Source organism: Megasphaera jansseni (assembly GCF_047974155.1).
In the GTDB taxonomy this organism is placed as follows: Bacteria; Bacillota; Negativicutes; order Veillonellales; family Megasphaeraceae; genus Megasphaera.
Window position 1 is genome coordinate 1 of record NZ_JBHYRR010000042.1, and the last position, 21,412, is coordinate 21,412.

Annotated in this window: 22 protein-coding genes; 21 read left to right on the forward strand and 1 reads right to left on the reverse strand. The window is 54.5% G+C overall.

The window, feature by feature from the left end:
* Positions 1–228 precede the first annotated feature (228 nt).
* From ACE418_RS12525 to ACE418_RS12605, 17 genes are all read left to right on the forward strand, one after another.
* Positions 229–1,260: a mechanosensitive ion channel family protein gene (locus ACE418_RS12525; RefSeq protein ID WP_416450918.1), complete on the forward strand. Its 1,032-nt coding sequence runs from the start codon at positions 229–231 to the stop codon at positions 1,258–1,260.
* Positions 1,261–1,461: 201 nt separating this feature from the next.
* Complete coding sequence (locus ACE418_RS12530; RefSeq protein ID WP_416450919.1) at positions 1,462–2,838, forward strand: MATE family efflux transporter; 1,377 nt, start codon at positions 1,462–1,464, stop codon at positions 2,836–2,838.
* A 203-nt stretch (positions 2,839–3,041) separates the two neighbouring features.
* Positions 3,042–3,458 carry a SoxR reducing system RseC family protein gene (locus ACE418_RS12535; protein ID WP_416450920.1) on the forward strand — a complete coding sequence of 139 codons (417 nt, stop codon included), beginning with the start codon at positions 3,042–3,044 and terminating at the stop codon, positions 3,456–3,458.
* Positions 3,459–3,515: 57 nt separating this feature from the next.
* On the forward strand, positions 3,516–5,204 hold the full coding sequence (locus ACE418_RS12540) for an AAA family ATPase (RefSeq protein ID WP_416450921.1): 1,689 nt from the start codon (positions 3,516–3,518) through the stop codon (positions 5,202–5,204).
* A gap of 125 nt (positions 5,205–5,329) precedes the next feature.
* Entirely contained in the window at positions 5,330–5,830 is a 501-nt protein-coding gene (gene ruvC, locus ACE418_RS12545) for a crossover junction endodeoxyribonuclease RuvC (RefSeq protein WP_292261754.1), read from the forward strand.
* The gene (gene ruvA, locus ACE418_RS12550) at positions 5,827–6,435 is read left to right on the forward strand and encodes a Holliday junction branch migration protein RuvA (RefSeq protein ID WP_416450922.1); all 609 of its coding nucleotides are present in this window, start codon (positions 5,827–5,829) and stop codon (positions 6,433–6,435) included. The genes ruvC and ruvA overlap by 4 nt, the downstream gene beginning before the upstream one ends.
* A gap of 3 nt (positions 6,436–6,438) precedes the next feature.
* Positions 6,439–7,443 (forward strand): Holliday junction branch migration DNA helicase RuvB, encoded by a 1,005-nt coding sequence (gene ruvB / locus ACE418_RS12555; protein WP_416450923.1) that lies wholly within the window; start codon positions 6,439–6,441, stop codon positions 7,441–7,443.
* An 11-nt stretch (positions 7,444–7,454) separates the two neighbouring features.
* Positions 7,455–7,670, forward strand: a complete 216-nt coding sequence (locus ACE418_RS12560) for a DUF2905 domain-containing protein (RefSeq protein WP_416450924.1) — start codon at positions 7,455–7,457, stop codon at positions 7,668–7,670.
* Between the two features lie 11 nt (positions 7,671–7,681).
* Positions 7,682–9,022: a SpoIID/LytB domain-containing protein gene (locus ACE418_RS12565; protein WP_416450925.1), complete on the forward strand. Its 1,341-nt coding sequence runs from the start codon at positions 7,682–7,684 to the stop codon at positions 9,020–9,022.
* Between the two features lie 21 nt (positions 9,023–9,043).
* Positions 9,044–10,063 carry a tRNA preQ1(34) S-adenosylmethionine ribosyltransferase-isomerase QueA gene (queA, locus tag ACE418_RS12570; RefSeq protein ID WP_416450926.1) on the forward strand — a complete coding sequence of 340 codons (1,020 nt, stop codon included), beginning with the start codon at positions 9,044–9,046 and terminating at the stop codon, positions 10,061–10,063.
* Positions 10,064–10,076: 13 nt separating this feature from the next.
* The gene (gene tgt / locus ACE418_RS12575) at positions 10,077–11,183 is read left to right on the forward strand and encodes a tRNA guanosine(34) transglycosylase Tgt (RefSeq protein WP_416450927.1); all 1,107 of its coding nucleotides are present in this window, start codon (positions 10,077–10,079) and stop codon (positions 11,181–11,183) included.
* A 44-nt stretch (positions 11,184–11,227) separates the two neighbouring features.
* A complete protein-coding gene (yajC, locus tag ACE418_RS12580; protein WP_416450928.1) occupies positions 11,228–11,632 on the forward strand; it encodes a preprotein translocase subunit YajC in 405 nt (134 codons plus the stop codon).
* Positions 11,622–12,188, forward strand: coding sequence for a 5-formyltetrahydrofolate cyclo-ligase (locus ACE418_RS12585; RefSeq protein ID WP_416450929.1), 567 nt, complete (start codon positions 11,622–11,624; stop codon positions 12,186–12,188). The genes yajC and ACE418_RS12585 overlap by 11 nt, the downstream gene beginning before the upstream one ends.
* Positions 12,189–12,239: 51 nt before the next feature.
* Complete coding sequence (gene secD, locus ACE418_RS12590; protein ID WP_416450930.1) at positions 12,240–13,475, forward strand: protein translocase subunit SecD; 1,236 nt, start codon at positions 12,240–12,242, stop codon at positions 13,473–13,475.
* Positions 13,472–14,401, forward strand: coding sequence for a protein translocase subunit SecF (secF, locus tag ACE418_RS12595; RefSeq protein ID WP_416450931.1), 930 nt, complete (start codon positions 13,472–13,474; stop codon positions 14,399–14,401). The genes secD and secF overlap by 4 nt, the downstream gene beginning before the upstream one ends.
* A gap of 165 nt (positions 14,402–14,566) precedes the next feature.
* On the forward strand, positions 14,567–15,151 hold the full coding sequence (gene yedF, locus ACE418_RS12600; protein WP_416450938.1) for a sulfurtransferase-like selenium metabolism protein YedF: 585 nt from the start codon (positions 14,567–14,569) through the stop codon (positions 15,149–15,151).
* A 3-nt stretch (positions 15,152–15,154) separates the two neighbouring features.
* A complete protein-coding gene (locus ACE418_RS12605) occupies positions 15,155–16,066 on the forward strand; it encodes an AEC family transporter (RefSeq protein ID WP_416450932.1) in 912 nt (303 codons plus the stop codon).
* On the opposite strand, the gene ACE418_RS12610 is transcribed toward ACE418_RS12605, so the two are convergent.
* A complete protein-coding gene (locus ACE418_RS12610) occupies positions 16,001–16,927 on the reverse strand; it encodes a LysR family transcriptional regulator (protein WP_416450933.1) in 927 nt (308 codons plus the stop codon). The two genes, ACE418_RS12605 and ACE418_RS12610, sit on opposite strands and share 66 nt — an antisense overlap.
* 141 nt (positions 16,928–17,068) lie before the next feature.
* Here ACE418_RS12610 and ACE418_RS12615 point away from each other — a divergent pair, with 141 nt between their 5' ends.
* The 4 genes from ACE418_RS12615 to ACE418_RS12630 all read left to right on the forward strand — a co-directional run bounded on the left by ACE418_RS12615 (position 17,069) and on the right by ACE418_RS12630 (position 20,951).
* Positions 17,069–18,322 carry a diaminopimelate decarboxylase family protein gene (locus ACE418_RS12615; RefSeq protein ID WP_416450934.1) on the forward strand — a complete coding sequence of 418 codons (1,254 nt, stop codon included), beginning with the start codon at positions 17,069–17,071 and terminating at the stop codon, positions 18,320–18,322.
* Between the two features lie 164 nt (positions 18,323–18,486).
* Complete coding sequence (locus ACE418_RS12620; protein WP_416450935.1) at positions 18,487–19,002, forward strand: hypothetical protein; 516 nt, start codon at positions 18,487–18,489, stop codon at positions 19,000–19,002.
* A 14-nt stretch (positions 19,003–19,016) separates the two neighbouring features.
* Positions 19,017–19,532 (forward strand): transcription repressor NadR, encoded by a 516-nt coding sequence (locus ACE418_RS12625; protein WP_416450936.1) that lies wholly within the window; start codon positions 19,017–19,019, stop codon positions 19,530–19,532.
* A gap of 81 nt (positions 19,533–19,613) precedes the next feature.
* Positions 19,614–20,951 carry an MFS transporter gene (locus ACE418_RS12630; RefSeq protein WP_416450937.1) on the forward strand — a complete coding sequence of 446 codons (1,338 nt, stop codon included), beginning with the start codon at positions 19,614–19,616 and terminating at the stop codon, positions 20,949–20,951.
* Positions 20,952–21,412: the final 461 nt, after the last annotated feature.

Below are 21,412 nucleotides of genomic sequence, written 5' to 3' on the forward strand. Positions count from 1 at the left end.
TATCCTGATTTCAGGAGGAAACTTAAACAGCAACCTTCTCAAGAATCTCCCGCTTCTATAAGCGGGAGAGGTTCAATCCTGCCGCAAGCACATCGTCTGTTCTTTGCGGCACCTGTCCTGAAAAGTGACATGGAACTGTAACCATTGCCATATTGTTGTTTGCCTTACTCCGGAGTATAATAAATCATTATTATTTTAGATTTTTTGCTTCGGAGGAGGCTTTTTTTTATGGATTCCATCGTGAATACTTTTTCCTATGAATTGGAATATGGCGGGCCGCACGTCCATTTCCTGGCCTTTATTTTGTTCATCATCATCGGCATCGCCATCCTGCACGGCGTTTTCCGCGTCGTCATCGAAGTGCTGAGCCGCGTGACGAAAGTTCCGCGTAACAGCTGGCGCAATATTTTCCGCTTCATGCCGACCTTGCTGGGCATCCTCCTGGGCATCCAGTTGACCAAGGATATCCTGAGTCTGCCTGATTTCGTCCAGCGTGGCTTGTCCTACCATTATCACAGCGTCGTCATCGTTACGGTGACGTTTTTCTGTGCCCATACGGTATCGTCTTTCTTGAAGGATAAGCTGTCTAAGAGCGGTGATAAAGCGGCGACGACGTCCATCTTGACGACGGTCGTCGATTTGGGCGTCTACATGGTGGGCATCCTCTTCATCCTCAGTTCTTACGGTATCTCCATTTCACCGCTCCTGACGGCTCTTGGCGCCGGCGGTCTGGCATCGGCCCTGGCCCTGCAGGATACGCTGGCCAACCTCTTTTCCGGCATTACGACCCTCGTGTCCAAACAGGTCCACATGGGCGATTATATCCGCCTGGCCAGCGGCGAAGCGGGCCGCGTCGTCGACATGAACTGGCGCAATACGACCATCCGCACGGCGACGGGGAATATGGTCATCGTCCCGAACAAGAGCATCGCCACGGCGACGCTGACCAACTATGAACAGCCCTTGGCAGAATGCACCATTTCCATTCCCTTGACCATTACCTATGACAACGACCTGCAGCACGTCGAAGACGTCACCCTCGGTGTGGCCCGGCACATCCTCGACCACAGCGAATACGGCGTCACCGGCTTCGAGCCCCTCGTCCGCTATGACCAGATGGGGGAATACGGCATTTCCTTCAAAGTCGTCCTGCGTATCCGCAACATCGTCGATGAAGCCGTCCTCAAGCACCAGTTCATCAAAAGCATCTACACGACCTACAAAAAAGAAAACATCCAGCTCCTCATCCGCCACGATTGACATATATAGTTTGTAGTTTGTAGGGGCTCGCACGTGGCGAGCCCGCCAGGTATATGTGGGATACTTGTGAACTGGATTTGCGTGAACGGGCGCCCCACGTGGTCGCCCCTACAGAAAAAGAGGCTGTCAATGCGACAGCCTCTTTTTGATATGCTATACTAAGGAAAGAAAGCATCATTCACGAGAACGAGGTAATTATTTATGGAAAATAAAAAGAATAAGGGCCGCCGCGGCATGGATATGCTGCACGGCTCCATTGCCGATAAGCTGTTCCTTTTTGCCATGCCTATTGGGCTCATGGGCTTATTTGAACAGCTCTTTAACAGTGCCGACGTTTTCATCTTGGGCCGTTTCGTCGGCAAGAGCGCCATGGCTGCTGTGGGCAACAATATGCCTGTCATCGGCCTTTTGGTGACGCTGCTCATGGGGATTTCCCTGGGGGCCAATGTCACTATTGCCCAGTATCTCGGCGCCCGCCGCGACGATAAGGTGGAACGGACGGTCCAGACGGCTATTTTGATGTCCTTTGGATTGGGCGTATTGTTGACTATCATCGGCGAACTCATCGTCTATCCGGCTTTCTGGGTCCTGGAAGTGCCGCCAGACGTCTATGACATGGCCGAACAGTATCTGCGCATCTTTTTGCTGGGGCTGCCTTTCTTGTCTCTGTATAACTTTGAAGCGGCCATCTTCCGCAGCTGTGGCGATGGCAAGACGCCGCTGTACAGCCTGATTGCAGCCAATGTGGTCAATATCGTCCTCGACCTGCTGTCGGTCCTGGTCTTTGATTTCGGCCTGGCCGGCGTCGTCTGGGCGACGGTCATGGCCTTTGCCGTCAATTCGCTCATCCTCCTGGCCCTGTTATGCCGGACGACAGACCGCATCCGCCTGGAACGCCACCACATGCGCTTTTCCCGGGAAGAACTGCATCACATCATCCACATCGGCCTGCCTGCCGGTATCCAGGGTATGGTCTTTGCCTTGTCCAACGTCCTCATCCAGTCGGCCCTGAACAGCCTGGGGACGGAAGCCATGGCGGCGTCGGCAGCGGCTTTTATCATCGAAGGCAATATCTATTGCTTCGTCAATGGCTTCAGCCAGGCGACGACGACTTTTGTCGGTCAGAACTATGGCGCTCGTAATCTGCGCCGCTGTTTCCGCATCACCAAAGTCGCCTTTGGTGTCGAAGCGGCATTCCTCCTGGTCGTCACCGTGCCGGTCCTCTTCTTTTCGCCGGAACTCATCCGCCTGTTCAACGGCGACCCCAACGTCGTCGCCTTGGGGACGAAACGCCTATTTTACGTCGCCGGGACTTTATATCTCAACGGTATCATCGACATCATCTCCGGATCCCTGCGCGGCTATGGCTATTCCCTGCCGCCGGCTGTCGTCGTCCTGGTCGGCATCTGCGGCGTCCGCATCACCTGGCTGTACACGGTCTTTGCGGCCCACCGCGACTTCCTGGTCCTCATGGCGGCCTACCCGGCCAGCTGGCTGGTCACGGCTATCGTCCTGACCTTCGTCTACCAGTCCTGCCGCAAACACATCGTCCGGGGCCTGCTGAGTGAACGGCCATAGAGGGCGTCGTACCAAGACTTCAGCCAGCCGCTAACCCCTAACCGCTAACCCCTAACCGCTAACCCCTAACTGCTAACCCCTAACCCCTAACCCCTAACCCCTAACCCCTAGCCACGAGCCCCTTGATTCATGATATATCGTATGTTATAATGTAATCAACAAATAATTATTATTGATTACTGATTCGGAAGGGGGCATAAGATATGCGTTTTGGTGAAGGTTTTGTCGAAGAAATCAAGGAAGATGGGTTGGCGAAAGTACGGGTCAGCCGTGATTCGCTCTATGTGGCCTGCAGCGTCTGCGCCGCAGCGGACCACGTCAAGCTGCTGGCTTATAATTCTATCGGTGCCGCCGAAGGCGACCACGTCCGCTATGAAGTCGACGATTCGCACCTCATTTCCGGTGCCTTTGTCTGCTTCATCCTGCCCGTCGCCATGCTGCTCATCACGGCGCTGTTAGGCTATCTCTTAGTAGGCCATAGCGCCGGTGCCGTCGTCGGCGGCATCATAGGCCTCCTTGTCTCGGCCCTGGCCGTGCGGAAATACGACCGCTCCCTGAGCCGCATCATCGATACCAAAGCCAACATCCTCAGCGTCATCGTCGATGAGGATGAAGACTGAACCTTTCTTTTGTCCGGCAATTCCCTTATACTATAAACATAGTGTAAGGGAATTTTTGTGTCTAACGTTTGGAAAGGGGGAGCGGCGATGCAAGGCCTGCCTATTGGTATTGACGATTTTGCCAAAGTCCGTGAGGGACATTATTATTTTGTTGATAAGACCCTGGCTATACGGGACTTTCTCGATAATCATGGGGAAGTGCTGCTGCTGACGCGGCCACGCCGTTTTGGCAAGACGTTGTTCTTGTCCATGTTCTATTATTTTTTTGCCGCTAATCCGGAACACGATTACCGAAAACTCTTTCGCGGTCTGGCTATTGAACGGGCTGGCGAGCGGTATATGGCGGAGCAGGGGAAGCGGCCTGTTCTTTTCCTGTCCTTGAAGGATGTCAGACACCGGACTTGGCCGGATATGGTGGAAAAATTCCGCTTTCTTCTCAGTGATTTATATGACCAATACGCATATCTCATGGAAGTCCCTGGCTTTTCACGCGCTGAACGGCGGTATTTTCAGCGCATCCATGACGGGTTGGCATCTCCTGTGGAGATGGAAGAGGCCTTGCGCCGCTTGATGGACATGATGAAACGTTATCATCAGAAGCCGGTAGTCCTCTTGCTGGACGAGTATGATATCCCGGTCCAGCAGGCCTGGGAACACGGTTTTTATGATGATTGTATGGCTTTCATGCGGAATTTCCTCAGCCCTGCCCTAAAGACGAATCCGTCTTTGGATTTTGCCGTATTGACAGGCGTTCTGCGGATTACCAAAGAAAGTATTTTCAGTGGTCTGAATAATCTGGAAGTCAGCAGCGTCATCAATAGGACCTATGCCGATTGGATCGGTTTCACGCCAGAAGAGGTGCGGGTCCTGGCTCATGCGCGGCAGCAGGATAAGGCCCTGCCCGTCCTGCGTGACTGGTATGACGGCTATTGTTTTGGCAGCCAGGAAATCTATAATCCCTGGTCGGTATTGTGCTTTTTCAAGGAACAAGGCCAGCCTCAACCTTATTGGGGTCATACATCAGGCAATGTCCTGCTGGGGGAATTGTTGAAACAGACTGATCCTGTCCAGGAAGATAACCTGTTGCGCCTTATCCAGGGAGAGACTGTAACGGCCGTTCTTACGGAGAATACGATTTACCCGGAAGTTACGGATGATCCCGATGCTTTGTATACAGTTTTGTTGCTGACGGGATACTTGAAAATCGTATCCCGCCGGCTGGTCATCGATACCTGGGTGTACGTCCTGGCTATCCCTAACCGGGAAGTCCGCAGCATTTACCGCAATGAAATCCTGAGCCGCCTGAGTCCGGGGCGGACGACATCGTATCTGATGACGACCATGGAACACCTTATGGCAGGAAACGGCGCGGCCTTTGCCAAAGGTTTGCAGGATATCCTGATGAAAGTAGCCAGTGTATATGATACGGCCAACCGGGAGGCATTTTATCATGGGCTGCTATTAGGGATGACGACGCTGCTGGTCCCGGAATATGAAGTAAAGTCGAACCGGGAAAGCGGGCTGGGTCGATATGACCTGGCGATTTATCCCAGACACAAAGGGCAGTGTGGCGCCATTTTGGAATTCAAAGCGGCCAGTTCTTCGGATGAGTTGCAGCAAAAAGCGCAGGAAGCCCGTCGTCAGATTGATGAAAAAGGCTATGAAGCGGATTTCAAGGACCGGGGTATTACGAAAGTCCTGAAATACGGCATTGCCTTTTACGGCAAACAGGTCGTCTTAGTGTAAAAAGTGAGTCAAAAGAGGTCGGAGCCAGAGGGAAAATCTTTGTGCAACGGCCTCTTTCATGGTATAATGAACATTAGTCTATTTATTTCAACTATTTATGATTGTATAAAAGGGAGGCAGCGAAGATGCGGGCAATGGGAATCGACCCGGGGACGGCTATCTGCGGCTTTGGCGTCATCGACGCCGACGGCAGCCGCCTGAAGCCGGTGACGTATGGGACCATCCAGACGACGCCGGACCATACCGATGCCGAACGGCTGGTCATGCTCTTTGACGGCCTCAATGAACTCTATCGGAAATATAAGCCCGACGTCATCGGCGTCGAGCAGCTCTTTTTTAACCGCAATGTCACGACGGCCATCACTGTCGGCCAGGCCCGGGGCATCATCCTGCTGACGGCCCAGCAGGCGGGGATTCCCATCCTGGAATTTTCACCGCTCCAGGTCAAGCAGGGTGTCACCGGTTACGGCCGGGCGACGAAGGAACAGGTCATCGACATGACTATGCGCCTCCTCGGCATCCGCCAGAAAATCAAGCCCGACGATGCGGCGGACGGCCTGGCCATGGCCATTTATGCGATTTATTCCAGTCATTCTATGAGTCTGAAAAGGAAGGTGCAGTTATGATCGGTTATCTGAAAGGCGTGATCAGCCACATCTTCGTCAATTCCTGCTTCATCGACGTTCACGGCGTGGGTTATCGGACCTATGCTCCGGCTTCGACGCTGGACACGCTCTGTGTCGGCCAGGAAGCCATGCTCTATACCTATATGAGCGTCCGCGAAGACGCCATCGTCTTGTATGGCTTTGCCACGCAGGATGAATACGATTTATTCATGCTCCTCATCAGCGTCAACGGCGTCGGCCCCAAGGTGGCACTGGGCATCCTCAGCGCCGGCACGGCCGACAGCTTCCGCCTGGCCGTCCATCAGAAGGACATCAAGGGCCTGACCAAGATGCCCGGTATCGGCAAGAAGACGGCTGAACGCATCGTCCTGGAATTGCAGGATAAAATCGGACCCGTTGCCAGTGAAGACGCTGGGGCTGCGGACCTGGGCAATGCTGACGCACCGGGCCTGTCGGGCATCCTGTCAGAAACGCTGGCGGCCCTGACCAGTCTCGGCTACAGTGAACAGGAAGTTCTGCCCGTCGCCGAATCGAATATGGCCGGCTGTACGACGGTAGAACAACTGCTGAAAGCGACGCTGAAGGCATTGGGGAGCAGGAGGTAAGTCATGGAAGAAAACCGCATCATCGAGACGACAGACCTGCCGGGCGATTCCTGGCAGTACAGCCTGCGTCCTCATTATTTACGCGAATATATTGGACAGACGAAAGTCAAGGAAAACCTGGAAGTCTTCATCAAGGCTGCGAAACTGCGCAAAGAAGCGCTGGACCACGTCCTCCTGTACGGGCCGCCGGGCCTGGGCAAGACGACCATGGCCGGCATCATCGCCAATGAACTGGGCGTCAACCTGCGCATCACGTCGGGGCCTGCTATCGAACGGCCTGGCGATTTGGCGGCCCTCCTGACGAATCTTCAGGAACGGGACCTCTTGTTCATCGACGAAATCCATCGGCTGTCGCACAGTGTCGAAGAAGTTCTTTATGCGGCCATGGAAGACTATGCCCTGGATATCGTCATCGGCAAGGGACCCAGTGCCCGGTCGGTGCGCATCGACCTGCCGCCGTTCACCCTGGTCGGGGCGACGACCCAGGTCGGCCGCCTGGCACCGCCGCTGCGCGACCGCTTCGGCGTCATCTGCCGCCTGGAATTCTATAAACCGGAAGACCTGGTCCTCATCATCAAGCGGACGGCTGATATCCTCGACATGGCCATCGATGACGACGGCGCCCTGGAAATCGCCCGCCGCTCGCGGGGGACGCCGCGGATTGCTAACCGCCTCTTGAAGCGCGTCCGCGACTTCGCCCAAGTCGCCGAAGCTGAAACAATTACGGCATCCCTGGCCAATGATGCCCTGAACCGGCTGGAAGTCGATTCGTGCGGCCTCGACCGCACGGACCGCCGGGTCCTGCAGGTCATCATCGACAAATTCGGCGGCGGCCCTGTCGGCCTCGACACGATTGCTGCAGCTATCAGCGAATCCGTCGATGCCGTCGAAGATGTGTACGAACCCTTCCTGATGCAGCAGGGCTTTTTGAACCGCACGCCCCGGGGCCGCGTCGTCACCGACGCCGCCTATCGTCATTTGGGCCTGCCTGTGCCGTCGGAAGGATAGGAGGGAAGGCTATGGCAAAAGTACTCATCCTCGTGGGACTCTTTTTCATCGTTGCCGGCCTCCTCTGGATGGCTGGTGATTCCCTGGGACTGGGAAATTTCCTGGGGCACCTGCCTGGTGATATTTCCTTTACCCGGGGCAATACGTCCTTTCATTTTCCTATCGTGACCTGCCTCATCATCAGCGCGGTCCTTACGATTGTCCTCAATCTCTTCTTTCGATTGTGAGGAGGATTTTTATGTATAAAAAGAAGATAGCCCGCCTGGCCCTCTGCACGGCTCTCTGTGCCCTGGTGACGACGAGTGTCTTTGCGTCGACTTCGAAGAATAAACATAAGAGCCAGCCCCGCCAGCCGGTCAAGACGGTACGGCAGGCAGCTAAGGCTCCTGTCGGATATACACACAAGCAAGCCGTCCAAGATAGCGCTACCCTGCGCATCGGCATCCGCGAAGGCCGGGGCAGTGTCTCCGTCACCGGTCCCCAGGGACTGGGCGTCTATCGCGGAGACCGGCTCTGGAAGAAAGCCGCCGCCAACGTACCCGTCACCATTGCTTTGTCCGGGACGAGCCTGACCGTTAACGGCAATGTCAGTACCGTGCCGATCCAAGTCCGCTCCCTGGTCCATGACGGTTCCGTCAAGATCACCGACGGCTACGCCTACCGCGGTACCCTGGAAATGATGAAATCGCCTGGCCGCTGGGGCCTGACCGTCGTCAATATCCTGCCGGTGGAACAGTATCTCTATGGCGTCGTCGGCAAGGAAATGTCGCCGTCGTGGAGCGAAGAAGCGTTGAAAGCTCAGGCCGTCGCAGCCCGGACCTATGCCATTGCCCATAAGAGCCGCTTCAGCCAGCGCGGCTTCGACCTCACGGACGATACGTCGAGCCAGGTCTATGCCGGCATCAACGGCGAATCGCCATCGATCATCAAGGCGGTCAACGAGACAAAAGGGGAAATCCTCACCTATCAGGGCCGGCCTATCGACGCCTTTTTCTGTTCCACTGCCGGCGGCTGGACGGAAAACAGTGAAAATGTCTGGGGCTCGCATATTCCCTACCTGCGCGGGGTCAGCGACGCCAGCAATGAAATGCCGGGCTATCGCTGGGCCGTGACGACGACACCGGAACAGATGGCGGCCAAACTGAGTGCCGCCGGCAAGGGCGTCGGGCGCATCCAGTCCATTGAATTGTCGCCCCTGGCCAAGCGCCCTATGACGACGGCCGACCGCGGTGTATCGGGCCGCGTCCAGTCCATGGTCGTCAAAGGGACCCAGGGCAGCGTTACCGTCAAAGGGTCGGCTTTCCAGTCCATCTTTGGCCTGCGCAGCACACTCTTCGATTTCTACAGCGGCCGCGGGACGGCGCCGGATCCCGATTCGGGAACGGTCGTCCGCAAAGCCGATTTCAAGGTCAAAGCCGGCCAGCCCGTAACGATTTATGGCTTCGGCTGGGGCCACGGCCTGGGCATGAGCCAGTACGGCGCCTATCAGATGGCGCGGGAACATGCCAGTGAAAAGAATTATTACCGCAATATCCTGACCCATTATTATACGGGGACGAAGATTGAAAAACTATATTAAGTTAAAAAGAGGAAGATTATTTTGAAACTGACAGATTTTTACTATGATTTACCGAAAGAACTCATCGCCCAGCATCCGGCAGAACCGCGGGATCACGCCCGCCTCATGCTCTATGACCGTAAGACGGGCGCCGTCGAACACAAGTATTTCTACGACCTCGTCGACGAACTGCACGAAGGCGATGTCCTGGTCTTCAATGACTCCCGCGTCATCCCGGCCCGGCTCCACGGCAAGCGGGTTCCGACTGGCGGCAAGGTCGAAGTCCTGCTGCTGACGCCCGTCGGCGATGACCGCTGGGAAGTCCTGGTCAAGCCGGGCAAGAAGGCCCTGCCGGGGACGACGATTGAATTCCCTGAAGGATTGACGGGGACCGTAGAAGACCGGACCGATTTCGGCGGACGCATCATCAAGTTCGCTTACGAAGGCAATTTCGACGACATCATCGATAAGATCGGCGAAATGCCGCTTCCGCCGTACATCCATGAAAAGATGGAAGACCCTGATGAATATCAGACGGTCTATGCCAACGAACGCGGCAGCGCAGCCGCCCCAACGGCAGGCCTGCACTTCACGGAAGAACTGCTTCAGAAGATTCGCGATAAAGGCGTAGAAGAAGTCTTCGTCACCCTTCACGTCGGCCTGGGGACCTTCCGGCCGGTCGAAGAAGAAAACATCGAAGACCATCAGATGCACAGCGAATTCTATAGCATTACGCCGGAAGCCGCTGCCAAGATCAACAAGGCCAAAGCCGAAGGCCGCCGGGTCATCGCCGTCGGCACGACCAGTATCCGCACCCTGGAAAGCGCCGGTACGACGGGGACCTTACAGGCTGGATCCGGCTGGACGAATATCTTCATCTATCCGGGCTTTACGTTCCACATCGTCGACGCCCTGGTCACCAATTTCCATCTTCCCGAATCGACGCTGCTCATGCTCATCAGCGCTTTGTCGACGCGGGAAAAGATTCTGAAAGCTTATGAAATCGCCGTCCAGGAAAAATACCGTTTCTTCAGTTTCGGCGATGCCATGTTCATTCACTGAGGGAGGAAAAGCTATGGTCATTACCTACGAACAACAGGCCGAATGTGACGGCGCCCGCGCAGGGATATTGCGTACGCCGCACGGCACTTTCAAGACGCCCATGTTCATGCCTGTCGGCACGCAGGCGACGGTCAAGACGCTGACGCCGGAAGAGCTCTACGACATGGGCGCCCAGGTCATTCTCAGCAACACGTACCACTTGTTCCTGCGCCCTGGCCACGACTTGGTCCAGGAAGCGGGGGGACTGCATAAGTTCATGAACTGGAAACAGGCTATCCTGACCGACAGCGGCGGTTTCCAGGTCTTCAGCCTGGGCCAGATGCGCAAGATCACGGAAGAGGGCGTTACCTTCCGGTCCCATCTGGACGGGTCGAAGAAGTTCCTGTCGCCGGAAGTTTCCATGGATATCCAGATGGCCCTCGATTCGGACATCGCCATGGCCTTCGACGAATGTATCCCTTATCCATCGGATTATGAATACACCCAGATGTCGACGGAACGGACGAGCCGCTGGGCGGCGCGCTGCCTGGACCACCACCACAGCGATACGCAGGGCCTGTTCGGCATCGTCCAGGGCGGCATGTACAAGGACCTGCGCAAACAGAGCTGCCAGGACCTGGTCGACATGGATTTCGACGGCTATGGCATCGGCGGCTTGAGTGTTGGCGAATCTAAGGATATAATGTATGATATACTAGAGTATACGACACCGTACCTGCCGAAAAACAAGGCCCGCTACCTCATGGGCGTCGGCACGCCGGACTGCCTCCTCGAAGGCGTCGCCCGCGGCGTCGATATGTTCGACTGCGTCTTCCCGACGCGCGTTGCCCGCAACGGCATGGCCATGACCCATACGGGGCGCCTGACTGTGCGCAACGCCAAGTATGCCCACGACTTCCATCCCATTGAAGACGGCTGTCAGTGTTATACGTGCCGCAATTATTCGCGGGCCTATATCCGCCATCTCTTCAAGGCCGAAGAACTCCTGGCATACCGCCTGGTCAGCATCCACAACCTGTATTTCCTGCTGCAGTTCATGCGGGATATGCGCCAGTCCATCTTTGACGGCACGTTCCGCCAGTTCCGCCAGGATTTCTGGAAACGTTATCAAGACGCGTAAGCGCTTGCATATAGACTATTTTTTATTTCACGGAGGTGTAAGACATGGATATTATGGAACAGCTCAATGCTTTTTGGCCCATTATCCTCATGGTCGTCATTTTCTACTTTCTCTTATGGCGTCCGCAGAAGAAACAGCAGAAAAAACGGCAGGAAATGCTGGAAAGCCTGAAGCCCGGTGCCAAGATCGTCACCGTCGGCGGTGTCATGGGGAATATCGTTTCCCTGCACGACGATTACCTCGTCGTCCGCATTGCTGACAGAGTCGAAATCAAGATTACCCGCGCTGCGGTAGCTCAGGTCCTGGGCAAAGGCGAAGGCAAGAAAGCGGCCAAGAAAGCGGAAAAGGCTGCCGAAAAAGCGGCTGAAACCAAGGCAGAAGCTCCGGCCGAAGCCAAGACAGAAGCAGCTGCCGAAACCAAGGAAGCTGAAGCCAAAGATGGTCAGTAAAAAAGAACTGCGCAAAGCCATGGATGCCCGCCTCCATGAGCTGACGACGGAAGAAAAGGCAGCGGCCAGTGCCGCTGTCTGTGCCCGCCTGTCTGCCCTGCCGCAGTACCGCCAGGCCGGCAGTATCATGGCTTTTCTCCATATGCCTGACGAAGTCAGCCTCGATGCCCTGATCCAGGATGCCCTGGCAGCCGGGAAAGAAGTCTATGTCCCGGTCTGCGTCGATAAGCAGCATATTGAAGGGCGGCGCCTGTATACGCTGGAGCAGGCTGTCTGCGGTGCTTACGGTATCCGGACGGCACCGCCGGACAATCCGCGCATTGAAGCGGATGAACTCGATGTCATTTTCGTGCCCGGCCTGGCTTTTGATGCCAAAGGCCATCGACTGGGCCATGGAGCGGCTTATTATGACCGCTTCCTGGCCGGGAAGGGCGAGGCAGCTGCCATCGCCGCGGCCTGGGATGTCCAGATCGTCCCCGATGTACCCGTCGAGGACCATGACGTCGTCATGACCGATATCGTCACGGACAAACAGCATATCATCATCCATCCATAAAAAACTATTAAAGATTACCCAGAGGGGGGAGTATTGTTGCGGACCCGTAACATGATAAAATTTTTCGGGGCAGTCATCATTATCCTGGCCGCCTTTGTTACCTTGATTTATCCGCTTGCTAACTCCATTAAACAGGGCCTGGACTTACAGGGCGGTACGCATATCGTCCTGGAAGCCGAAGATACGCCGGACGCTCCGGTCACGGAAGACTCCTTGAGCCGTGCCGTTACCATCGTCGAACGCCGTATCAATGAAATGGGCCTGACCGAACCGCTTGTCCAGAAGGAAGGCGCCCGCCGTATCATCGTCGAGCTGCCCGGTGAAAAGAATCCGGAAAAAGCCATCGAGACAATCGGGAAAACGGCTGTCATGGAGTTCAAGGATGAAAGCGGAACGACCCGTATGACCGGGAATGATCTGAAGACTGCCAAGGAACAGATCGACCAGGGCCATAAGAATGTCGTCGCCATTGAATTTACCGACGAAGGGGCGAAGAAATTCGCCGACCTGACAGCTTCCAATGTAGGCCATAAAATCGGCATCTACCTCGACGGTGAATTGCTCACCAATCCTGTCGTTAATGAACCGATTACAGGCGGTAAAGCTGTCATCACGGGCAGCCAGACCCTGGAAGATGCCAAGAACCTGGCTATCCTCCTGCGTTCCGGTGCCCTGCCTGTCAAATTGAAAGTTATGGAAGTCCGCACCATCGGCCCGAGCCTGGGCCTCGACTCCAAAATCAAGAGTGAAAAGGCCTTTGCTATCGGCATTGTCCTGATCATGATCTTCTTGATCATCATTTATCGTATGTCCGGTGTCGTAGCCAACATCGCCCTGCTGGTCTACGTCCTCATCCTGCTTGGTATCCTGAAGTACCTCGATGCCACACTGACCCTGCCGGGTATTGCCGGCATCATCTTGTCCATGGGCTTCGCCGTCGATGCCAACATCCTTATTTTTGAACGGTTCAAGGAAGAGGTCCTCATCGGCAAGAGTCTGAGGACGTCGATGGAAGCCGGATTCCGCCGGGCCTTCAATACCATCCTCGATGCCAACGTATCGGTCATGATCGCCGCCATCGTCCTCATCGTCATGGGCAGCGGCACGGTCAAAGGCTTTGCCGTCAACCTGGCTTTAGGGATTGTCGTCAGCATGTTCACGGCCATCGTCGTCAGCCGCTCACTGCTCACGTGGTTCATCAATACAGGCCTCATCACCAATCCCTGGTTCTATGGCCTGAACCGCAAACCGCCTGAACATATGTTGAAAAAGGGGGGACAGAAATGAGTTTTGAAATTGTCAAACATCGCGTATGGTGGTTCACCTTATCGTCTGTCCTCGTCATTGCCAGCTTGATCTCCATCTTTGTCAATGGCTTCAACTTCGGCATCGACTACACAGGCGGTACCATCCTGGATATGCAGTTCAATAAAGCCGTCACCGTTTCCGAAGTCCGCCAGGTCATCGACAATGCCGACATGGACCTGGGCAATACGGTCATCCAGCTGACAGGCGTCACCGATCAGGATGCGTCGACGGATGTCATGCTGCGCATGCGTAACCTGTCCAGTGATGAAAGCAAAGCCGTCTCGGATAAGTTGAGCGATTCCCTGGGCGGCGCTGAAATCAAGCGGACCGAATCGGTCGGCGCCGTCATCGGCTCGGAAGTCACGAAAAATGCCATTACCAGCCTGGCCGTGGCCTTCATCGCCCTGGCTGCGTACATTTCCTTCCGCTTTGAATATAAGATCGCTATTTCGGCTTTAGTGTCGATTTTGCACGATTTGATCATGGTCCTGGGCTTTTTCTCGTTTTTCCATCTGGAAATCGATGCGTCCTTCCTGGCAGCCATCCTGACCGTCGTCGGCTATTCCATGAACGAAGCCGTCGTCATCTTCGACCGCGTCCGCGAAAATACGCGGACCCATCGCCGGACAGACTCGTATGAAAAACTGGCCCATGACAGTATCGCCCAGAGCATCCATCGCAGTATCTATACCCTGACGACGGTACTCTTTGCCTGCGGTGCCCTGCACTTCTTTGGCGGCGATTCGACGAAGAACTTCTCCCTGGTCATGCTCATCGGCTTCATCAGCGGGGCTTATTCGTCCATCTGCGTCGACACGTCCCTGTGGGTCGTATGGAAAAACCATACGTCTCATAAACGCGGTCCCCACGCCGTAGAAGCCGAACCGGCAGAAACAGAAGAATAGCATAAAAGGAGCTGTCGTATGTGCGACAGCCCTTTTTTAAATGGTTAGGGGTTAGCTGTTAGCGGATGGTTTTAATGCTGTAGGGGCCGTCCCAAAGGGCGGCCCGCCACGAGCCACGAACCACGAGCCACGAACCACGAGCCACGAAAATAAGGAGGAATCATGATGTTTAAGATCAATGCATTGGGCAAGGCCTGCCCACTTCCGGTCATTGAAGCCCACAAGGCTTTGAAGGACCACGATGCTGTCGAAATTACGGTCGACAACGAAATCGCTACGGAAAACCTCAAGAATTTATCTCAGGAAATGAACTGCGCTTATACCATGAGCCGGGAATCGGATACGCACTACACGGTACGCCTGGTCAAGGAAGGGGCCGATGTCAGCGAAGCGGAAGCTCCGGCAGTGACCGGTTCTGACTACATTGTCGTCATCAATGCGCCCGTCATGGGTATCGGCGACGACCAGCTGGGCAAGAACCTGCTCAAGACCTTTATCTACACCCTGACCGAACAGGATGTCCTGCCGAAACGGATCATCTTCTACAACGGCGGCGTCCCCCTGGTCACGGAAGGCTCGGAATCGCTGGAAGATTTGAAGCACCTTGAAGCCCAGGGCGTCGAAATCTATGCCTGCGGTGCCTGCCTCAATTTCTATGGCCTGACTGATAAGGTCGCTGTCGGGTCCATTACCAACATGTTCCGTATTGTCGAAATGATGCGTACGGCCAACCGCATCGTCAAACCATAGATCATGGAAGAAACTATCATTAAAGCCGCCATCCTCGTATCCTTTATCTTTTGCGGCTATACCTTAAAACAGCTGCGCCTTTTCGGGCGCAGCACTTTTAATACTATTTCGACGATCGTCTTCAACATTACCCTGCCGTCGGTCATCCTCGTCAACCTCAACGGCATCCATTTCGATACGCGCTATCTGCTCATCAGTCTCCTGGCCATCATCTTCAATCTGGTCATGGTCGCCATGGGCTATGCGGCAGGCAGGACCAAAGACGAAAAAGCCTTTTACATGCTCAACATGAACGGCTACAATATCGGCAATTTCGCCCTGCCCTTCGTGTCCTACTTCTTCGACAGCGCTGCCGTCCTCATCGTCTGCATCTTCGATGCCGGCAACTCCCTCATGTGTCTCGGCGGGGCCTATGGCCTGGCCCGCTGTGTCCGCGGCGAGAAAGGGGAGAGCATCGCCATGATCCTGGCCAAGACGATTTTTTCATCGATTCCGGTCTTATCGTATATCACCATGATTGCCCTGTCCCTGGCCGGCTTTGCCCTGCCCCAGGTCGTCATTGACTGGGCCAAGATCCCGGCTTCGGCTAACACCTTCTTATCTATGCTCATGATCGGCGTCGCCCTGGGCCTGTCTTTGAAAAAGGAATACCTGCACCTCATCTATACCGATGTGGGCCTGCGCCTGCTGGCGTCCGTCGCCATGGCGGCCTTCGTCTATTTCGCCCTCGACTATCCCATGGCCATCAAAAAGGTCATCATGGTCCTGGTCTTTGCACCGGTCGCCGGCATGGCCTGCTACTATACGGCCAAGATGAAGCTCAAAATCGAAGTGGCAGCCTGCATCAGCTCATTTTATATCCTCTTGTCCATCGTCGTCATGTCGGCCATGATCATCGCTTTGCAGTCCGTATGAGCGATCGGCCAGTAATTCTTCTTCCAGGTCGGCCGGTACCGTCGACGGGCTGCGCGTGATGTAGTAGCTGTCGACTTTGGGCGGTTCGAAATCGAGAAGGGGGATGGCCCGCAGGCGCTTTTCGGCCAGGTCCTCTTCGATGAGGCTCTTGGGCAGGAAGGTATAGCCGATGCCGTCGGCGACGTATTGGGGCAGCTTGGTGCTGTTGTCGATTTCCAGAGGGAAGCGGTGATGGCGCGGGAACAGGTCCTGGATGTAGAGGCCGACGCCCTGGAGGGCGAAATTGCAGAAGAGGTAGTCGATTTTCTGCAGGTCGTCCTTAGAAATGCCGTTGGCGTATTCCGTATTGTCTGCCTGGCAGACCAGGACCAGCGAGTCCGTCCGGTAGGGCCGGCAGATATAGCCGTCACGGAACATGGCGCTGAAGGAAAAAATGGCATCCAGCGTCCCGTCCTGGAGCTGGTGCATCATAGCCGTCGTGTGGCCGATGGTGACGTGCAGGGAGACATCTTTCTTTTCTTTGAGGAAGCTGCGGATGCGGCGCTGGAGATGGCATTCGTAGATGGTGTTGGTCGTGCCGATATTGATTTTCTGGGCATACGTCGGCGACGACTGGATGTCCTGCAGGGCTGCCAGTTCCAGGGAGACGAAGCGCTGGGCGTAGTCCAGGAATTTCTGGCCCGACGGCGTCAGGTCGACCTGCTTATGGCTGCGGATGAATAAGGGTACGCCCAGTTCCATTTCCAGGTCGCGGATGCGGTTGGTCACTGTCGATTGCGCGACGAAGAGCTGTTGTGCCGTTTTGGTGAAGTTCTTGATTTGTGCTAGGGCGATGAACGTCCGGAGTGTCGTTGTGTCCATGGCCGGACCTCCTTCAGGTAATTTGATTATCGAATGAAATAAATTAAAATAATCTATTTCACAAATTGTCTACTTGTATTATATAATAACCCATGTAGAGAAACAATGAATTCAATTACAAGAAAATGGAGCTGAACTAGGATGAATAAAAAAACTGTCCCCTTTAACGAAGAACAAATCCGTTCTATCATTGCTGAATACCCGACACCGTTCCATATCTACGACGAAAAAGCTATCGTCGATAATGTCCGTAAATTGATCAAAGCCTTTGACTGGGCTTATGACTTCAAAGAATATTTTGCCGTCAAGGCGACTCCGAATCCGTACATCATGCGCCTCTTGCAGAAAGAAGGCGTTGGCGCAGACTGCAGTTCCCTGGCAGAACTGGAATTGTGCGACAAAGTCGGCATCACGGGCCGTGACATCGTCTTCTCGTCCAATGATACGCCGTATGCCGAATTCAAACGGGCGATGGAACTGGGCGCCCTGGTCAACCTCGACGATATTTCCATGATCGAATTCATGGAAGAACGCGGCCCCTTGCCGGAATGGATCTGCGTCCGCTACAATCCGGGCCCGCTCCTCAAAGGCGGCAACGACATCATCGGTACGCCGGAAGAAGCTAAATACGGCATGACCCGCGAACAGGTCATCGATGCTTTACGCATCCTCAGAGATAAAGGCGTCAAACACTTCGGCCTGCACACCATGGTCGTCTCCAACGAACTCCATGTCAATGGTCTGATCAACACGGCCAAGATGATGTTTGAACTGGCTGTCGAAGTACAGACCATGCTGGGCATCAACATCGAATTCCTCGACTTCGGCGGCGGCATCGGCCTTCCGTACCGTCCGGAAGAATCGTTCATCGACTACGACGAACTCAGCGCTGGCATCAAGAAAAACTTTGAAGAAATCATGGAACCGGCTGGCCTCGGCAAATGCCGTATTTCCTTTGAATGCGGCCGTGCCCTCACGGGCCCTTACGGCTACCTGGTCACGACGGCTATCCATCACAAACACATCTGGAAAGAATACATCGGTGTCGATGCCTGCATGGCTAACCTCATGCGTCCGGGTATGTATGGTGCATACCATCACCTCACGGTCATGGGCAAGGAAAATGCACCGAAAGACCACGTCTATGACGTCGTCGGCTCGCTCTGCGAAAACTGCGATAAATTTGCCATCGACCGCAGCCTGCCGGAAATCAATGACGGCGATATCCTGGTCATCCACGATACGGGCGCACATGGCCATTCCATGGGCTTCAACTACAACGGCAAACTCCGTTCGGCTGAACTCCTGCTCCATGCAGATGGCAGCGTAACCCAGATCCGCCGGGCAGAAACCTTGGACGACCTCTTCGCTACCCTCGATTTCTCTGATTTATAATTCAATATGAATGAAGGGTATCTCATGAATTAAAAATTTTCATGGGATACCCTTTTTTTATTGCAAAATTTTTTTTAATTTTAATCTCTTTTTAATCTTTATCTTATATACTGGACATACATCATCTCATCGTTCCGTGAGGAACCGGAAAGGGGGAGTCGACGATGATGAGTGCCTATGATATCCTGACGGGGATACAACTCTGCATGGCCATGGCCATGATTGCCTATGGCATTTACTTCCGGAAGAGCCGCACGTGCAGCCTGTGGTGGTTCGCAGGTCCCAGTGTCCTGGTTGCCATCTGGGCTGCGGCTGTATTATATTATTATACGGAATATCCTTTTTTGACGACCCTCTGTTTCCTCATGGCCTTTTTCCTGGGCCTGGGCCTCGGCTTGTGGTTCAAGAAGGGCCTGCCGGAACTGACGTACTGCCGCCAGCAGCACCGCCTCCGTTGTCCGCCCTTCCGGATGGCGCTGCCGGTGAATCTCCTGTTTTGCCTGATTTTCGCCTCGTTCCAGGCCGTGACCTACCATATGCCTTTTATCATCCATTCGTGGTTGTTCAATGAAGTCCTGGGCTTTGCGCCGGGCATCGGCATGGGCTGGCTGTGGGGGCGGGGATTGGCTATGCTGTTCGATATTCCCACGCGGGGACAGCAGGTCTATAAAGATATTTAGGAGGGACTTTATGTATGGATAGTAGTGAACGGAGAGAAAAGATTCTTCAGATTCTTCAGGAATCATCGTCGGCCGTCACCGGGACGGCTTTATCGAAAGCCTGTAACGTCAGCCGGCAAATCATTGTCGGCGACGTAGCGATTTTGCGCGCCCAGGGGACAGCGATCATCTCGACGCCCCGGGGCTATCAGTTGGTCACGCCGGCGGCACCGGGCTGCACGCGGGTCTTCGTCTGCTGCCATGGCAGCAATCTGATGGAAGCGGAACTCAATGCCATCGTCGATAATGGCGGTATCGTCCACAACGTCGTCATCGAACACGACGTCTATGGCAACCTGGAAGGGACACTGAATCTTCATTCCCGCCGGGACATCCAGCAGTATCTCAAGCGCATGCAGGATTCCCATGCCGAAATGCTCAGCACCATCAGCGGCGGCATTCATACGCATCTCGTCGAAGCGGCGACAGAAGAGGAACTCGATGCTATCGGCCAGGCCCTGCGCGACCTCGGCGTCTTATATAAAGATTGACATTTTCGCTCCATGTCGGTACAATAGTGCCATGTAAATATAACTGTCATGACACTTGTACAGATAGGAGGAACTATTGTTATGGTATTAGAACGACTGGAAGCGCTGCCCGTAGGCCGCTTCCACTATAAACTGCTGCTGGTCACGGGTCTGGGCTGGCTCTTTGATTCTATGGATACCGGGCTCATCGCCTTTATCCTGCCCGTCCTGGCCAAAGAGTGGGGACTGGCACCGGGGCAGATGGGCCTCATCGGCAGTATCGGCCTTATTGGCATGGCCCTGGGTGCTGTCGTATCCGGCACCGTCGCCGACCGCATAGGCCGTAAGAAGGTCTTTACGATTACGGTCTTATTGTACAGCATTGCTTCGGCGTTCTGCGCCTTGTCCTGGAATTATCAATCCCTGCTCGTCTTCCGCTTCCTCGTCGGCTTCGGCCTGGGTGGGGAACTGCCCGTAGCAGCGACGCTCGTTTCCGAATATGCGCCGTCCCGTGTACGCGGCCGTTTCATCGTCCTCTTGGAAAGTTTCTGGGGCCTTGGCTGGATTGCGGCGGCGTGCATCGCCTATTTCTTCATTCCTCTCTATGGCTGGCGCATGGCCTTCCTCATTGGCGCTTTGCCGGCACTCTATGTCTGCCTGATCCGGATGCATATGCCGGAATCGGTCCGCTACCTGCTGGCCCATGGCCGCGTCCATGAAGCCCGTCAGATTGTCTTGTCCCTGGAAAAGACCCTGCATGTGCCGTCGCAGCCCTTTACGGAAGCAGATGAACCGCTGCCGGCAGTTACGAAGGCTTCCTTCCGTGAATTGTGGAAAAAGCCTTTTGCATCGCGGACCATCATGCTCTGGCTGGTCTGGTTCGGCATCAATTTCAGTTATTACGGTATCTTCATGTGGCTTCCGTCCCTGGTCTTCCAACAGGGCTTTACCGTCGTCAAGACTTTTGAATATGTCCTGATTATGACGCTGGCCCAGCTTCCGGGCTATTACTGTGCCGCCTGGCTGGTCGATAAGATCGGCCGCAAGTATACGCTGTCCGCGTTTCTCTTGTTCAGCGGGGTCGCCAGCTATTTCTTCGGCCACGCATCGACGGCTGCGACGCTCATGATGTGGGGGTCGGTCATGTCCTTCTTCAACCTCGGGGCCTGGGGCGTCCTCTATACGTATACGCCGGAACAGTATCCGACGGCTATCCGCGCACTGGGAAGCGGATGGGCTGCTGGATTCGGCCGCTTTGGCGGCATGGCTGCGCCGATGATGGTCGGGGCTTTACTGGCCCGGAGTTTCGGCTTTGGCAGTGTCTTCTATATGTTTGCGCTGGTATTTGTCGCCGTCGCCGTCATCGTCATGAGCCTGGGCGTCGAAAGCAAGCAGAAGGATTTGGAAAGCATCAGCGAAGAACTGGTCAAGGCAAAATAAAATTTTACACTGGAATGTAAAAAAGCTGTCAAAATATTCTTGACAGCTTTTTTTTTCAATGATAAAATACTTTATGTCGCATGAGTTCGGAAATGCTCGGAAATGAAGTTTTAAGTTTTACATGATTTAAAATTTGGTTCTTGACAAAACGACACAATGTGATATACTAAACAAGCTGTTGGGGCGAGGCCCTGATACAGCGGGATTCATACTGAAAGGTGTGGGTTCGGAAGCGTCTGGACAGGACGCCGGATGGTTTGAAACTTTGAAAAAAGTTCAAAATCAAGCCTTGACAAGCTCTTCTGAGTTTGTTAAAATAAGCAAGTCGTCGCCACCCGGTGATGACAACGATGACCTTTGAAAACTGAACAATGAACTGAATGAAACGCCAACGTGCGAGGTTCTATTTTATAGAACGTCAAACAATGAGTAATACCAATCAATAAACAAGAGCCAAACGC

Excerpts from the sequence above, each read along its gene's own strand:
- ACE418_RS12525 (WP_416450918.1), top strand. The coding sequence starts at position 229 with ATGGATTCCATCGTGAATACTTTTTCCTATGAATTGGAATATGGCGGG.
- ACE418_RS12530 (WP_416450919.1), top strand. The coding sequence starts at position 1,462 with ATGGAAAATAAAAAGAATAAGGGCCGCCGCGGCATGGATATGCTGCAC.
- ACE418_RS12535 (WP_416450920.1), top strand. The coding sequence starts at position 3,042 with ATGCGTTTTGGTGAAGGTTTTGTCGAAGAAATCAAGGAAGATGGGTTG.
- ruvC (WP_292261754.1), top strand. The coding sequence starts at position 5,330 with ATGCGGGCAATGGGAATCGACCCGGGGACGGCTATCTGCGGCTTTGGC.
- ruvA (WP_416450922.1), top strand. The coding sequence starts at position 5,827 with ATGATCGGTTATCTGAAAGGCGTGATCAGCCACATCTTCGTCAATTCC.
- ruvB (WP_416450923.1), top strand. The coding sequence starts at position 6,439 with ATGGAAGAAAACCGCATCATCGAGACGACAGACCTGCCGGGCGATTCC.
- ACE418_RS12560 (WP_416450924.1), top strand. The coding sequence starts at position 7,455 with ATGGCAAAAGTACTCATCCTCGTGGGACTCTTTTTCATCGTTGCCGGC.
- ACE418_RS12565 (WP_416450925.1), top strand. The coding sequence starts at position 7,682 with ATGTATAAAAAGAAGATAGCCCGCCTGGCCCTCTGCACGGCTCTCTGT.
- tgt (WP_416450927.1), top strand. The coding sequence starts at position 10,077 with ATGGTCATTACCTACGAACAACAGGCCGAATGTGACGGCGCCCGCGCA.
- yajC (WP_416450928.1), top strand. The coding sequence starts at position 11,228 with ATGGATATTATGGAACAGCTCAATGCTTTTTGGCCCATTATCCTCATG.
- ACE418_RS12585 (WP_416450929.1), top strand. The coding sequence starts at position 11,622 with ATGGTCAGTAAAAAAGAACTGCGCAAAGCCATGGATGCCCGCCTCCAT.
- secD (WP_416450930.1), top strand. The coding sequence starts at position 12,240 with ATGATAAAATTTTTCGGGGCAGTCATCATTATCCTGGCCGCCTTTGTT.
- secF (WP_416450931.1), top strand. The coding sequence starts at position 13,472 with ATGAGTTTTGAAATTGTCAAACATCGCGTATGGTGGTTCACCTTATCG.
- yedF (WP_416450938.1), top strand. The coding sequence starts at position 14,567 with ATGTTTAAGATCAATGCATTGGGCAAGGCCTGCCCACTTCCGGTCATT.
- ACE418_RS12605 (WP_416450932.1), top strand. The coding sequence starts at position 15,155 with ATGGAAGAAACTATCATTAAAGCCGCCATCCTCGTATCCTTTATCTTT.
- ACE418_RS12610 (WP_416450933.1), bottom strand. The coding sequence starts at position 16,927 with ATGGACACAACGACACTCCGGACGTTCATCGCCCTAGCACAAATCAAG.
- ACE418_RS12615 (WP_416450934.1), top strand. The coding sequence starts at position 17,069 with ATGAATAAAAAAACTGTCCCCTTTAACGAAGAACAAATCCGTTCTATC.
- ACE418_RS12620 (WP_416450935.1), top strand. The coding sequence starts at position 18,487 with ATGATGAGTGCCTATGATATCCTGACGGGGATACAACTCTGCATGGCC.
- ACE418_RS12625 (WP_416450936.1), top strand. The coding sequence starts at position 19,017 with ATGGATAGTAGTGAACGGAGAGAAAAGATTCTTCAGATTCTTCAGGAA.
- ACE418_RS12630 (WP_416450937.1), top strand. The coding sequence starts at position 19,614 with ATGGTATTAGAACGACTGGAAGCGCTGCCCGTAGGCCGCTTCCACTAT.